General features: G+C 61.2%; 12 protein-coding genes. 2 read left to right on the top strand and 10 right to left on the bottom strand.

All coding sequences use genetic code 11. The annotated features are described in order from the left end of the window. Nucleotide 1: 1 nt before the first annotated feature. From C0058_RS16695 to C0058_RS16720, 6 genes are all read right to left on the bottom strand, one after another. Entirely contained in the window at nucleotides 2–1336 is a 1335-nt protein-coding gene (locus tag C0058_RS16695; RefSeq protein WP_102369118.1) for an HlyD family type I secretion periplasmic adaptor subunit, read from the bottom strand. Next, nucleotides 1333–3084, bottom strand: coding sequence for a type I secretion system permease/ATPase (locus C0058_RS16700; protein WP_102369119.1), 1752 nt, complete (start codon nucleotides 3082–3084; stop codon nucleotides 1333–1335). Before C0058_RS16700 ends, C0058_RS16695 begins: the two co-directional genes overlap by 4 nt. A 104-nt stretch (nucleotides 3085–3188) precedes the next feature. Beyond that, entirely contained in the window at nucleotides 3189–3557 is a 369-nt protein-coding gene (locus tag C0058_RS16705) for an AprI/Inh family metalloprotease inhibitor (protein ID WP_050550305.1), read from the bottom strand. A gap of 74 nt (nucleotides 3558–3631) precedes the next feature. Next, on the bottom strand, nucleotides 3632–5080 hold the full coding sequence (locus C0058_RS16710; RefSeq protein ID WP_008433780.1) for a serralysin family metalloprotease: 1449 nt from the start codon (nucleotides 5078–5080) through the stop codon (nucleotides 3632–3634). A gap of 364 nt (nucleotides 5081–5444) precedes the next feature. Further along, on the bottom strand, nucleotides 5445–6545 hold the full coding sequence (locus tag C0058_RS16715) for a P1 family peptidase (protein WP_102369120.1): 1101 nt from the start codon (nucleotides 6543–6545) through the stop codon (nucleotides 5445–5447). Nucleotides 6546–6554: 9 nt separating this feature from the next. Next, nucleotides 6555–7919: an APC family permease gene (locus C0058_RS16720; RefSeq protein ID WP_003217116.1), complete on the bottom strand. Its 1365-nt coding sequence runs from the start codon at nucleotides 7917–7919 to the stop codon at nucleotides 6555–6557. Nucleotides 7920–8116: 197 nt separating this feature from the next. On the opposite strand from C0058_RS16720, the gene C0058_RS16725 reads away from it, so the two are divergent. Beyond that, nucleotides 8117–8911, top strand: coding sequence for a helix-turn-helix transcriptional regulator (locus C0058_RS16725; protein WP_008433783.1), 795 nt, complete (start codon nucleotides 8117–8119; stop codon nucleotides 8909–8911). Between the two features lie 104 nt (nucleotides 8912–9015). Here C0058_RS16725 and C0058_RS16730 read toward each other — a convergent pair whose 3' ends face one another. Genes C0058_RS16730 through C0058_RS16745 form a run of 4 tightly spaced genes read right to left on the bottom strand, consistent with a single transcriptional unit; the run spans nucleotide 9016 to nucleotide 12796 of the window. Next, nucleotides 9016–10095 carry a polyamine ABC transporter substrate-binding protein gene (locus C0058_RS16730; protein ID WP_102369121.1) on the bottom strand — a complete coding sequence of 360 codons (1080 nt, stop codon included), beginning with the start codon at nucleotides 10093–10095 and terminating at the stop codon, nucleotides 9016–9018. A 60-nt stretch (nucleotides 10096–10155) separates the two neighbouring features. Further along, complete coding sequence (locus tag C0058_RS16735; protein WP_102369122.1) at nucleotides 10156–10497, bottom strand: cupin domain-containing protein; 342 nt, start codon at nucleotides 10495–10497, stop codon at nucleotides 10156–10158. A gap of 27 nt (nucleotides 10498–10524) precedes the next feature. Next, entirely contained in the window at nucleotides 10525–11931 is a 1407-nt protein-coding gene (locus C0058_RS16740; RefSeq protein ID WP_102369123.1) for an FAD-binding oxidoreductase, read from the bottom strand. Between the two features lie 49 nt (nucleotides 11932–11980). Beyond that, nucleotides 11981–12796 carry an AraC family transcriptional regulator gene (locus C0058_RS16745; protein WP_003217127.1) on the bottom strand — a complete coding sequence of 272 codons (816 nt, stop codon included), beginning with the start codon at nucleotides 12794–12796 and terminating at the stop codon, nucleotides 11981–11983. Nucleotides 12797–13057: 261 nt separating this feature from the next. Between C0058_RS16745 and C0058_RS16750 the strand changes: the two genes are divergently transcribed. After that, complete coding sequence (locus tag C0058_RS16750; RefSeq protein ID WP_003217129.1) at nucleotides 13058–13330, top strand: DUF1652 domain-containing protein; 273 nt, start codon at nucleotides 13058–13060, stop codon at nucleotides 13328–13330. The last annotated feature ends 83 nt before the right edge of the window (nucleotides 13331–13413 follow it).

Below are 13413 nucleotides of genomic sequence, written 5' to 3' on the forward strand. Positions count from 1 at the left end.
CTCATTCCTCGGTCAATGCCGAGCCGGCGCGGTCCAGCAGCGGCTTGAACAGGTAATTGAGCAAGGAGCGCTCGCCGGTGCGGATGAACATCTCGGCGGGCATCCCCGGCTTGATCACCAGGCCATGGAGTTTCTCCAGGGCGTTGCTGCTGACGGTGGTGCGCAGCACGTAGTAAGGCATGCCGGTTTTTTCGTCGAGCATCTGGTCGGCGGAGATCAGGCTCACCTCCCCCGGCACCCGCGGCGTGCGGCTCTGATTGAAGGCGGTGAAGAGAATATCCACCGGCAAGTGCGCGCCGACCTTGTCCACCAGGTGCACCGGCAGGCGCCCTTCGACTTCCAGGCGGGTGTCCTGGGGCACGATTTCCAGCAGGGTTTCACCGGCACGCACCACGGCGCCTTCGGTGTGCACGCCCAGGTTGACCGCGATGCCATCGGCGGGCGCGTTGATCTCGCTGTGCTGCAGGTCGAAACCGGCGGAGGTCAGTTGTTGTTCCAGGGTCAGGCTGCGCAGCTGCGCGTCGGCCAGTTGGCTGCGCACTTCCTTCTGGTACTCCTCGCTGTGCTGCTGCAACTTGAGGCGCGATTCGAGGATGCCCTGCTCCACCCGCCCGCTTTCGCCGGTGTTCTGCGCCAGGTCCTGTTGCACCTGGGACAGTTGCCGCTGGTATTCCATCAGCCGGTTGCGCGGGATGTAGCCGTTGTCGGCCAGGGGTTGCAGGTTGTTCAACTGGTCTCGCAGGGATTGCGCCTGGGCCGTCAGGTCACTGCGGGCGCGGCGCATGCCGTTCAGTTGCGCCGTAGCGCCTTCGATACTGGCGCGAATCCCGGCCTGTTCCCGGGCAAAGGCTTCGCGGCGGCTGCTGAACAGTTGACGCTGGCCTTCGAGGACCAGTGCCAGGGCTTGGTCCGGGTTGCCGCTCAATTGCGCCGGAAAGGTGATCGTCGACTGGTTATCCCGCTCGCTCTGCCACCGTGCCACGCTGGCCCAGGCCATGCGGTACTGGGCTTGCAGGGAGTGCACGTCGGCCTGGTTCTGCGTCTGGTCGAGCCGGAACAGTGGCTGGCCCTGCTTCACCGCCTCGCCCTCACGCACCAGGATCCGGCTGACCACGCCGGGGCTCAGGGTTTGCACCGCCTTGCGCTTGCCCGATACCACCACCGTGCCTTGTACCGGGATCCCCTGGTCCAGCGGCGCCAGACTGGCCCAGAGGAAAAACCCGCCGGCGCCGACCACTGTCAGCAGCCAGCCCATGCGGGCGAAGAAACGCGCGTCGTGCTCGGGGTGGGTCTGTTCGTAATCGCGGTTGATTTGAATGCTGCTGTCGCTGCTCATGCGCCTGGATTCCTTCCGGCTTGATACTGACGGCTGAGGCTGACCCCGGCCTTTTCTCGTGGTGCTTCCTGCTGGCCGGACAGTGCGCGCAGCACGTCCTGGCTCGGACCAAATGCCTGCAAACGACCTTCGTTCAGCACCAGCAGCTTGTCGGCCTGGGCCAACGCCGAGGAACGGTGAGTCACCAGCACCACCGTGCTGCCCTGGGCTTTCATCTGCATGATCGCGCTGGCCAGGGCGGCTTCACCCACGGTGTCGAGGTTGGAGTTGGGCTCGTCGAGCACGATCAGGCGTGGCCCGCCGTACAGCGCGCGGGCCAGGGCGACCCGTTGCTTCTGCCCACCGGACAGGCCGCTGCCCTCGTCACCGAGCACGGTGTCGTAGCCGTGGGGCAAGCGCAGGATCAATTCGTGCACACCTGCCTGTTGGGCGGCCTGCACCACCAAATCCGGGTCGGCTTCGCGAAAGCGCGCGATGTTGTCGGCGATGCTGCCGCTGAACAGTTCGATGTCCTGGGGCAGATAACCGATATGCGGTCCGAGGTCGTCGCGGTCCCAGCGATGAATGTCGGCTCCGTCCAGGCGCACGGTGCCCGCCAGGGTTGGCCATACGCCCACCAGCACGCGGGCCAGCGTCGACTTGCCGGAGCCGGAAGCACCCAGCACGCCGAGCACTTCGCCCGCAGTCAGGTTGAAGCTGACTTGATGCAAGGTTGGCACGCGTCGCCCCGGCGGGCCTGCGCTGACTTGCTCGAAACTCACATTGCCCTTGGGCGCCGGTAAGGCCATCTGCTCGCCCTGGGGCGGAAACTCGCGCATCAGGTTGTCCAGGCGCTGGTAGGCCAGTTTGGCCGAACTCCATTGCTTCCACACGGCAATCAACTGGTCGATGGGGCTCAACACCCGCCCCATCAAAATGGAGCCTGCGATCATCATCCCGGCGGTCATGTCGCCCTTGATCACCAGGAGCGCACCCAGGCCCAGCACCAACGATTGCAGGCACAGGCGCAGGGATTTACTCAGGGAACTGATGATCGAGCCGGTGTCGCTGGCCTTGTTCTGCAGGCCCAGGAACTGCGAATGCACCTTGAACCAGCGCTTGCGCAATGCACTCAGCATGCCCATGGCCTGGATGGTTTCGGCGTTGTGCAGGTGGCTGGTGGCCAATTGGGTGGATTGCTGGGAATAACCGCTGGCTTCACCCAGAGGCTTTTTGGTCAGGTATTCGTTAAGGCACGCCAGGGCAATCAGCAGCACGGCACCGGCACTGGCCAAGACACCCAGCCACACGTTGAACAGGAAAATCACGAACAGATAGATCGGAAACCACGGCGCGTCGAAAAACGCGAACAGCGCAGGCCCGGTGATGAATTGGCGGATGTGGGTCAGGTCCCCCAGGGATTGCCCGCCATGGCCTTCGCCCCGTTGCAGGTTGCGCTCGAAAGCGGCCTTGTAGACCCGCAGGTTGAAACGCCGCTCCAGTTGGCTGCCGATGCGAATCACGATAAAGCTGCGGATCACCTCCAGCACACCGATAAAGGCGAAGAACCCCACCACCATCAGCGTCAACATCACCAGGGTGGTTTCGTTCTGTGAAGACAGCACGCGGTCGTAGACTTGCAACATATAAATCGACGGCACCAACATCAATACGTTAATCAATGCCGTGAAACAGCCAATACTGATCAGAATACTTTTGTAGTCGCCGAGTGCCTTGAACAGTGGTGCAACGGGAGTGGTCTTCGCCATGTTGCCTGATCTTCCCTGAGCCGAATGACGCGCAATAGTTTACCGAGCGCCCCAATAAGGGGCGGGCAAACATTAAAATCGGGTTATATCGTTATAACGAACTATTACGGTGCACGTTGCAATATCAATACCGCGCCGTTTTTTGCGCGACCTTCATATTCGCCTTCTTTCTGGCGATTCAAATGGGTTATGCCGGTGCCTTCGGCATTCATCAGCCAAATACCATCGGGAGTAGGCGTCCAACTAACGGGGGCTTCCCCCAGCCATTGTCCGGCGCACTCCACATCGCCCCCTAACGCGTTAGCCTGCTCAATCAAGTCCAGTGCGCACACCTGCTCTTGCTGATGCAGCGCCCAATGCCCGGCCAACTGCGCGGAAGTAGGTAAAACCAGACTGCTTGCCATTGCTGTGGCTCCTGCCGACATAAGCAACACCTGGAAACTCCAGGCCACGGTACTGCGAAATAGCGTCATCACCTTCGCCCGTTCATGGGGTGGATGCAAGGGCAGAGGGCGGCGCGTGTGCGCTACCCTCCTTTACGCGTGTATCAGGCCACGATGTCGGTGACGGCTGCCTGGCCAACGGTGGTGACGAGGAAATCCGCCACGCCGTGCCCGGAGAAGTCCACGGCCAATGTGCCCAGGTTGGTACCCGAAGCGTAGGACAGCACCGCGTCGCCGGCATGACCGGTAAACGCGTTGACGAAGGTCAGGCCTGCACCTTTGGTGATGCCGGTGAGGTCGATCTTGTCCGAACCCGAGGTGAAGTCGAAGATCTTGTCGGCCGCACCCGGCTTGGAGTCGGAGCTGGCGCCGAACACGAAGGTGTCGTTGCCTGAGCCGCCCCACAGCTGGTCTGCACCGCCGCCGCCGAAGATGATGTCGTTGCCGGCACCGCCCTTGAGGACGTTGGCGGCTGCGTTACCGATCAGCAGGTCGTTGCCCGAACCGCCGATGGCGTTCTCCACGGTCACACCCTTGGCGATGGAAACGTTGCCCACCAGGCCGCCAACGTCGGAGAACGAGGTTTCATTGAGGTTGATCTTCTGGTTCTGGGTAAAACCGGAGAAGTCCAGGGTGTCGTTGCCGCCACCGTCCCACACCGAGAACACCAGCTTGTCGGCCGATGAAGTGGCGCTGAGGAAATCACGCCCGGTGTTGGAGTTGAAGCCGTAGGTGGTGTCGCCGGCGCGGGTGTTGTAGTTGGCGCCGTAGAGCTTCTGGATCGCGGCGATGTCGTCAATCAGCGGGCCGGACGAGTAGGCTTCTACCCCGCCTTTGCTGAAGTTCTGGTTGGTGTTGCTCTCGCTCCAGTAACTCATGACGCTGTAGCCACGCGTGTCCTGTCCATAGTCCGCGTCTTTGTACGAAGGGTTGCCGGTCCCGGCGTTGTAGTCGCCAGGGTGGTCCAGGCCCAGGGTGTGGCCGATTTCGTGGGTCAGGGTCTGCCGGCCATAGTTGTTCAGGTCCGGGGTCTTGTTCGGCGTGTAGCTGTTGTTCGTCAGGTACCAGGAAGTGCCGTCAAGGCCGCTTTCGTTGTACTTGGCGTTGGTGCCTGGCAGGTAGGCAAAGGCCGCTGCGCCGTCCTGGCCGCCGCTGTAGTTGCCGAAGGTCATGTGGAAGTCACCGCCCGAGGCTTTCTCGGTGAAGGTGACATTGGCCACATCGGCCCAGGATTGCATGGCCAGTACGGCCTGTGCTTTCTGCTGGGTGTTGAACTGGCTGAACCCGGTGATCCCATGCTTGTTCATGGTCGCGTTCGAAGCCGAAGTCAGGAAGGTGTAGGTGAGATCGATCTTGCCGTTGCCATCCACGTCCCGGTACGCGGCGTTCTCACGCAGCAGGTGGTCGGCGGCCTGGTCAACGGTGAACGACGGTTTGCCATTGACCGTGAGGTTGCCACCGCGGTCGTATTGATGGCTAAAGCTATCGATCTGGGTGTAAGCGGTACTTGCTTGAGCCGCCGACACAATAGCTTTGTCTTTTACTTTTGACATAAACGTACTTCCTTGTTTGCAAGTGGAACAGTTTTTGTCCGACCGGACCCACTCTGGCGAGTAAGTCCGATCACTCGCCCCTTTTGAAGGCGAAAGAAAACTGACACAACCTGAAATCATTCGTCCAGCGGTTTTTATCCAAGGATAAAGTTGGGCCGGTGAACAAAACCTGCAAACACTGGTAAATAGCTCCTTATTAAAATCCAGCTATTTAAATATTAAATACTCCTAAAGACATTTAGCCACGAATGGATCCAAAGTATTGACTGAGGTGCACTAAGAAAGTGTCACCGTGTCATTGTTAGTATTGAATAGCCACTATTTAAGTGTTTGTCCCGTATTACCGGGACAAGACTTAGTTTACTTACTGGCCGCGCCAGCCGGTTTGGCGCAATGCCTGCAGGAGCGTGTGGGCATCCAGCGCGGGCACCCGCACACCCTGGTCGGTGGTCATGTCTTCGCCGGCCACTATGGCATTAATGATCGCCTCTTCCACGGCCTCCGCCGCCGCGCTGAACAGCGGTGAAATGTGGTCGTTATTGACCATTTGCAGGGCTGTGCTGAGGGGCGAGCCCTTGCGCCCGTAGTCGGCCACCGGCAAATCCTGATTGCCGGTGGCGAACGCCAGGAACAGGTCCCCGCTGGAGTCCTCGGTACCGCCACCCGTGCGCGCAATCCCGATGGACGCGCGTTGTGCCAGGCGCTGGCATTGATGGGGCAGCAACGGCGCATCGGTGGCGATGATCACCACGATGGAGCCCATGCCGGGTGTGCCGCGATCGGCAAAGGGTGACGGGATGTCCATCAATTGCCGGCCTACCGGGTAACCATCCACGCGCAGTTCCTGACGCTTGCCATGGTTGGCCTGCACCAGCACACCGACGGTCCAGCCACCCTGCTCCGCCGGCAAGCGCCGTGACGCGGTACCGATGCCCCCCTTGAACTCATGGCAGATCATCCCCGTGCCGCCGCCCACGGCGCCCTCCGCCACCGGCCCGGATTCGGCGTTGGCCAGCGCCTCGCGCACATGCTCCGAGCCGACGTGCTGGCCCCAGATATCGTTCAGCAAGCCGTCGTAGGTTTCCATCACCACTGGCATGCACCAGTACACGGCGGGGTCTTCGAGGCTTTCGCGCTCCAGGGCGATCAGCGTGTCGCGCACAATCCCGATGCTGTGGGTGTTGGTGATCGCCAGCGGCGTGGTCAGCAACCCCGATTCGCTGATCCACTCAAGCCCCGTGGCGTCGCCATTGCCGTTGAGCACGTGGTAGCCGGCAAAACATGGCTGATACCGCGCGGCACCGGCCCGGGGCTGGATCGCCGTCACGCCGGTACGTACCTGTTTGCCGTCGATGCGGGTCTTGATCGTACTGTGGCCGACCCGAACCCCTGGAACGTCGGTGATGGCATTCAACTCACCGGGTGTGCCCAGTCCCAACGTGATGCCCAATTGACGTGCACGCATAACCACTCCTTACAATTTCTGAAACGCCGGACTCAACCGGCCACTGATGCAATACAGGATCACCGACAGTGCCAACAGGCCGATGATAATCATGATGTCGCGAACCGAGGCGGCAATCGCCAGGGTCACCAACAGGTAGCCGGCGCCCAGCACCGCCAGCAAGGCCGGCACCGGCCACAACGGCATGCGATACGGGTGCTCGCGGTCACGCAGCAACACCCGGCTCATCAACGCGCTCAACGCCACGATCAGGTACACCAGCATGATCAGCAGCACGCTGAAAGACGTCAGGTCCGCCAGGTTGGAGCTGAAGCTGAGCAATGCCGAAGGGACCGCCAGGAACAGCGTAGCCAACCACGGGGAATCCCAGCGTGGATGAATCCGGGTGAAGAGTTTGTTGATGGTGGGTGTCCACAGCGCATCGCGGCCGCTGCTGAACACCACCCGGCCAATCTGGATGACGATGGCGACGATGGCGTTGAACACCGACAGGAAGATCCCGGCGCTGACCAGCCGCGACAGGGTTTCGTTACCGTGGCTGGTCAGCAGGTAGCCGATCGGGTCGGGGCTGCTGATCATCGCGCTGAGGGATGGCGCACCGATCAGCAAGGCGGTGATCGGCACCAGCTCGATGACCACCACCAGGCCCAGGGACCACAACACTGCCTTGTGCACGCCCCTGCCGCCGCACTTCATGTCTTCGGCCAGCAATACGGCGGGACCGTAGCCATTGAACGAGAACAGGCCGATGCCCACCGCGCCGATGACCAGCGCCCAGGGCGCCAGGTGCAGCACGCCGTTCTCGACGATTTGCGGTTGCAACAGCACGCTGACCGGCTGCACCGGGTTGCCGAAGCCGATAAACACGATCACCAGCAACGCCGCCACTTCCAGCAGCAGGCAGGTGCCGGTGATCCAGGCATTCAGCTTGATATTGAGGATGCCCAGGGCGTAGCTGCACACCACAATCACCAGGGCCACGGTTTGCGAATCGAATTGGGTGCCGAGGGCGTTATTCAGGTAAGTCGCCGCCCCGGTGGCCAGTACCGGCGGGATAAACAGCAGCATCACCAGTACCGTGAGGAACGTCGCGTAGCCGGCCATGCCGCCGAACACCCGCTTGGCATACACGTATTCGCCGCCGGCGCTGTTGTGGGCACGCCCGAGTTCGGCGTAGCAAAAGGCGAACATCAGCGCGAGCAAGGCGGCCATCACAAAGGCCAGGAACACCCCGCTGCCGGCCTGCTGGATGGCAAACGGCGCAATCACGAACACTGAACTGGCCGGGGTGACCGCCGAGACGGTGATGGCCACTACATCGAATACGCTCAGGGTGGGTTTCAGCACGCCGTCGGGCGTGGAAGGAGCACTCATATCGTTATCCTCTTGATTGTTCTTGGTTTGAGGCAGAAACGAAAAGGTGAAGCGGCGCAGGGTATGTTCCCCACTGACTGACGGCCAACTTAAACACTCTGTGTAAATCGGCCAATTCCCCTATTGGAGTACTCCCCTTGACGCCGCCGGGCAAAAGTCGAACCCTTGCGGCCTGAATCCTTAGCGTGGAGCTGCACATGAGCCTGTTCAGGGAAGTCGGCATGCACGCGGGCCTGGGGCGTACCGTCGCACAGATCGGCACCGGGCGTTTCTGGAAGCAACTGGTGCTGTTGCTGCACCAATGCCTGCCCTTCGACAATGCCCTGGCGATCTTCTACCCCGCCGATGGCCCGCCCGAAGCGCTGGAAGAATACGACGCACAACCGAGCAGCAAACCGGCGTCGATGCTGGTTTATCTGAATGGTTTGTACCTGTTGGACCCGTTTTTCCAGGCGTGTCGCGAGGGGTATGCCAGTGGCGTGTACCGCCTTGAGGAAGTGGCGCCGGATCATTTTCGCCAGAGTGAATACTTCCTCAATTACTTCCACGACAACGTGCTGGAAGACGAGGTGCAATTCATCCTGCAATTGCCGGGTGCGGGGACGTTATCGCTGTCGTTGGGAATGCAGCGGTTGTTTACCGGCGAGGAAACGGGGTTGATGACCATGCTCGCGGCCTGGGTATTGCCGTTGATGCAGCAGCATTGGCAGCAAAGCACCCAGCGAGTGGCCGCGCCGGCGGAAATGGCCAGCCAGATACGGGACGCGTTGAGTCATTTCGGCTGTGGCGTGTTGTCGGAGCGGGAACTGGAAATAGCGCGATTGGTGTTGCGTGGGTTTTCGTCAAAAGCCATGGCCGAACGGCTGAATATCTCGCCGGATACGGTCAAGGTTCACCGCCGGCACCTGTATGCCAAGCTGGATATCTCGTCGCAGCCGGAGCTGTTTTCGTTGTTTATCCAGTCGTTGGGGCATGACTTGGAGAATCCTTGATTCCGCGGCGTGGGAACGCCGCCCTGGACGCTCCGCATGCGCTTTTGAAGTCGTGACGCGGAGCGTCACAGGATGCATTCCCACGCGGAGCGTGGGAACGATCATCAACGCCCGGTACGAATGGTGTTCCACACCCGCGTACGAATCCGGTCGATGTTCAGTGGCATTGCTTCCAGTGCGAACAACTTGCCCATCATTTCCGGGCTTGGGTACACCTTGGTGTCGCTCTTGATTGCCGGGTCCACCAGGCTGTCCGCCGCGGCATTGCCGTTGGCGTAGTGCACGTAGTTGGTGATGCTGGCCATCACTTCCGGGCGCAGCAGGTAGTTCATGAACGCATAGCCGGCTTTTTCATCCGGAGCATCGGCGGGCATGGCGACCATGTCGAACCAGATCGCGGCGCCTTCTTTCGGAATGTTGTAGCCGATGTTCACGCCATTCTTGGCTTCCTTGGCGCGGCTTTCGGCCTGGAGGATGTCGCCGGAGAAGCCGACGGCCACGCAGATGTCACCATTGGCCAGGTCGGCGGTGTATTTCGAGGAGTGGAAATACGCCACGTACGGCCGCACTTTCATCAGCAGGTCCTCGGCCTTTTTGTAGTCTTCCGCCTTCTTGCTGTGGTGCGGCAGGCCCAGGTAGTTGAGGGCCGCGGGCAGCAGCTCCGGGCCGTTGTCGAGGATGGCGACGCCACACTTCTGCAGTTTTTGCATGTTCTCGGGCTTGAAGATCAGGTCCCAGGAATCCACTGGGGCGTTGTCGCCGAGTACCGCCTTGACCTTGTCGATGTTGTAGCCGATACCGGTGCTGCCCCACAGGTACGGGAAGCCGTGGGCATTGCCCGGGTCGTTGTTTTCCAGGGCCTTGAGCAGCACCGGGTTGAGGTTCTTCCAGTTGGGCAACTGGCTCTTGTCGAGTTTGTTCAGCGCCCCGCCCTGGATCTGCCGGGCCATGAAGTGGTTGGAGGGGAACACCACGTCATAGCCGGATTTGCCGGTCATCAACTTGCCGTCGAGGGTTTCGTTGCTGTCGTACACGTCGTAGGTGAAACCGATGCCGGTTTCTTTCTGGAAGTTCTTGGTGGTGTCGGGGGCGATATAGTCCGACCAGTTGTAGATCTTCACCGTCTCGGCGGCTTGGCTGAGGGTGGCGACGAATACCAGCGGCAACAGGGCAATGGGTCTCATGGTTCGATTTCCTGGCGGTTTTAGGGCTGTTTTTATGGCAGGCGATCAAAGATCAAAGAATCAGAGGATCAATACATAGGTCTTGCGCACGGTTTCCTGGATGTCCCAGATACCGGTGCTGTTGGCCGGCAACATCAGTGCGTCGCCGGCTTCTATGTGGAGCATTTCCCCGTTGTCGGGGGTGAAGGTGCACCGTCCCTGGATAAAGTGGCAAAACTCCTGGGCTTTGATCTGCCGGCGCCAGCGCCCGGGCGTGCATTCCCAGATGCCGGTTTCGACGCCGTCGCTATGTTCCACGCTCAAGGTCGAGGCCACCGCGACCGGTGTGCCCAGTGGCACGGCGACGGGCGAGGAGTCCGGCAAATGGGCGCTGAGTGTGTCTCTGAACTGGGTAATGCTCATGTTCATACCTGTGGTGATTGAAACGACTTAGTGCATGAAACCTTCCATGAACCCGGCAACCCCGCTGGCCAGTTTGCGGCGCCACGGGGCGGTATTGGGGTTGGCCAACACCTGGTCCTCATGCACAAAACTGCGGATGAGCGCGTTGTAGCCCAGCCAGCGGCAGGGTTCCGGTTCCCAGGCCTTGAGCCCGTCCAGCCGGCCCGGCTGAATCACCCATGGCTGGCGAACCAACGGCGTATCGAGCCCCAGGATCAAGTCCGCCAGGGTGCGGCCACCGAGGTTGCTGGCGCCTACGCCCTCGCCGCCGTAACCACCGGCCAGGGCGATGCCTGCCGCGTGATCGCAGAGCATGTGCGGCTTGAAGCGCCGGGACATGCCCAGGTTGCCGCCCCAGGCGTGGGTGATCCGGACTTTCTTGAGCTGCGGGAACAGTTCGCCGAACAGGTAGCGACGCAGCTCGACTTCGCTGTCGGTGAGCTCGAAGTTGTGCCGCAACTTGCCGGCAAACTGATAACCCCCGCGAGCGCCGAACACCAGGCGGTTGTCCGCCGAACGCTGGCCGTAAGTCACTTGCCGGCTGCTCTCGCCGAACGCCTGGCCACGATTCAGGCCGATCTCGTCCCAGGTGCTGGCCGGCAACGGCTCGGTGGCAACGATCAGGCTTTGCACCGGCAACTGATAGCGCCCCAGCGGAGCCAGCGTGGTGGCATACCCTTCCACCGCCGGCACCACCCAGGAGGCGCGCACCGAGGCTTTGTCCGTGCGCAGGCTGCCGGACTGCCAATGAGTGACGGGACTGTTTTCGTAGATCTTGACGCCCATCCGCTCCACCAACCGCGCCAGGCCGCGCACCAGCTTGGCCGGGTGAATCGTGGCAACGTGGGGTGCATAGATGCCGCCATAAGGCTTGGCGATACGGATCTGCTCGGCCAGTTGTTGCGGGCCAAGCCAACGGTAATCGTCGTCGGTCAGGCCCTGGCTGTGAAGTTTGGCCAGGTACGCACGCAGGGTGGCTTCCTGTTCGGGGTAGCGCGCGGCGCAATACAGCACACCACCCTTGCGGTAGTCGCAGTCGATGCCTTCGCGCTCGATCACTTGCGCGACTTCGTCGGGGATGGCGTGCAGCAGGTCGAACGAGGCCCGGCGCTGTTCCGGGGTCAGGCCGGCCAACAGGCGGTCCTCTCCCAGCAGGTTGCCCATCAGCCAGCCGCCGTTACGGCCCGAGGCACCGAACCCGGCGGTTTGCGCCTCGATGATTGCGATTTTCAGCTCGGGCGCCTGGCGCTTCAGGTAATACGCGGTCCAGAGCCCGGTGTAGCCGGCGCCGATGATGGCCACGTTGACGTCCAGGTCCTGCTCCAGGGACGCGCGTGCCAGCAGCGGCTCGTCCAGCTGGTCCATCCATAAACTGATATTGCGCCATGCAGGCATGCCAAGCTCCACCACCACACTTCGATGGCAGTGATCCTAGAGCCTGGCCTCAGGGGCTGTCTTGCGCGCGTGCACGCAGGGAAATTTGTTTGACGTAGGCCTTGGGCGACTGGCCGGTGTGCTGGCGGAAGCTGCTGTAGAACGCAGACGTCGAATTGAAGCCGGCGGCAAACGCCAGTTCGTCGATGCGGATCGGCGGCGCGGCCATTTCCAGTGCAGCCAGCAAATGCTGGAGGCGTGCCTGGTTGACGTAGCGATAAAAACTTTGCCCCAGCACCTGGTTCAACAGGTAGGAAATCTGGTTGCGGCTGTACCCGCACTCCTTCGCCACCCGTTGCAGGTCCAGTTCGGGGTCCAGATAGGGTTGCTGGCGCTCGAAGTACTGTTGCAGGTCGTTGGCCATGTAGCTCAGTTGCTGCGGCGACAGGCCCAGGCGGCTGACGGTCGGGCGTGTGGTCTCGCGGCGGCTGGCAGACTGCTCGTGGACCAGGGAGGCGTACTCGTTGACCCGCCAGATCAAGCCATCGCGCACGGTAATCGCTTCGCTGGTGCGAAACGACACCAGGCCCTGGCCGCCACGCAAGGTGATGCGGTATTGGATGAACGCGGTGTCGCCGTCGGCGCGGATGCGGTCGGTGTGTTCGATCGCTTCGTCGGCGCCACGGGGCATGCTGGCTTGCAGGTATTCGCGCAGCTCGCCGGCACCCACCACGCGGTTCTGGAAGAAATCGTGGTACTGGATGTCCGGATGGTAGTACGACATCACTCCATCCAGGTCCCGATCCCGCCAGCACAGATGGTGACGCAGTACCAGCTTGGCCGTAGCTTGGGTTTTCTGGGAGTCATCCGGAATGATGTCTTGCATTGAGCGCTCTACGCCGGTGAAAAAAGAGGCAGCTTGCCCAACTGCCCGTACCCGCTCAACGGCCATTTGATATTTCCGACTAATGGCCTTTCGCTTAATACCACGCAGCACGTGACCCATATCAACGTTATTGAAAACAACTGCCGGACGGGACGAAAAAACTCCCATGCCCGATGCGAACGAATGCTATTTTTAGTGCTCACGACGGCCAGGACCAGTGACGGTCATGGCGCCCCTGCAGCGAGCTAAAGGAAGCGCTCAATGAACAAGGTGGGCAACATGAACAAAGTGACATTCCCCAATGCCTGCCAGTTGATGCGCTGGCACTTTCATCCTATGGGCTTTGAGGCGAGCATGGATGCTCCCGGCAGTATGATCGCCCGCCTGTTCGACCGCGCCAGCGGGGAAACCCTGATTGCAATTGCCGGTATCCCTTGCGCCACGGTGATGAACGCTGCTGACGTGGAGCGGATCATCGAGGCGGTTGAGGATGAACTGGAGTCGTTTGTGCCGCCGCTGTCGCTGCGGGCTTGATCTGGCAACGCAGGTATCCTGTGGCGAGGGAGCTTGCTCCCGCTGGGTTGCGTAGCAGCCCCAAAATCCTGGGAGCGCTGCGC

This window comes from Pseudomonas sp. NC02, assembly GCF_002874965.1.
GTDB lineage: Bacteria > Pseudomonadota > Gammaproteobacteria > Pseudomonadales > Pseudomonadaceae > Aquipseudomonas.

What these genes read in the sequence shown, in the direction of transcription:
- C0058_RS16695 (WP_102369118.1), bottom strand. Translation starts at nt 1,336, where the DNA reads ATGAGCAGCGACAGCAGCATTCAAATCAACCGCGATTACGAACAGACC.
- C0058_RS16700 (WP_102369119.1), bottom strand. Translation starts at nt 3,084, where the DNA reads ATGGCGAAGACCACTCCCGTTGCACCACTGTTCAAGGCACTCGGCGAC.
- C0058_RS16705 (WP_050550305.1), bottom strand. Translation starts at nt 3,557, where the DNA reads ATGACGCTATTTCGCAGTACCGTGGCCTGGAGTTTCCAGGTGTTGCTT.
- C0058_RS16710 (WP_008433780.1), bottom strand. Translation starts at nt 5,080, where the DNA reads ATGTCAAAAGTAAAAGACAAAGCTATTGTGTCGGCGGCTCAAGCAAGT.
- C0058_RS16715 (WP_102369120.1), bottom strand. Translation starts at nt 6,545, where the DNA reads ATGCGTGCACGTCAATTGGGCATCACGTTGGGACTGGGCACACCCGGT.
- C0058_RS16720 (WP_003217116.1), bottom strand. Translation starts at nt 7,919, where the DNA reads ATGAGTGCTCCTTCCACGCCCGACGGCGTGCTGAAACCCACCCTGAGC.
- C0058_RS16725 (WP_008433783.1), top strand. Translation starts at nt 8,117, where the DNA reads ATGAGCCTGTTCAGGGAAGTCGGCATGCACGCGGGCCTGGGGCGTACC.
- C0058_RS16730 (WP_102369121.1), bottom strand. Translation starts at nt 10,095, where the DNA reads ATGAGACCCATTGCCCTGTTGCCGCTGGTATTCGTCGCCACCCTCAGC.
- C0058_RS16735 (WP_102369122.1), bottom strand. Translation starts at nt 10,497, where the DNA reads ATGAGCATTACCCAGTTCAGAGACACACTCAGCGCCCATTTGCCGGAC.
- C0058_RS16740 (WP_102369123.1), bottom strand. Translation starts at nt 11,931, where the DNA reads ATGCCTGCATGGCGCAATATCAGTTTATGGATGGACCAGCTGGACGAG.
- C0058_RS16745 (WP_003217127.1), bottom strand. Translation starts at nt 12,796, where the DNA reads ATGCAAGACATCATTCCGGATGACTCCCAGAAAACCCAAGCTACGGCC.
- C0058_RS16750 (WP_003217129.1), top strand. Translation starts at nt 13,058, where the DNA reads ATGAACAAGGTGGGCAACATGAACAAAGTGACATTCCCCAATGCCTGC.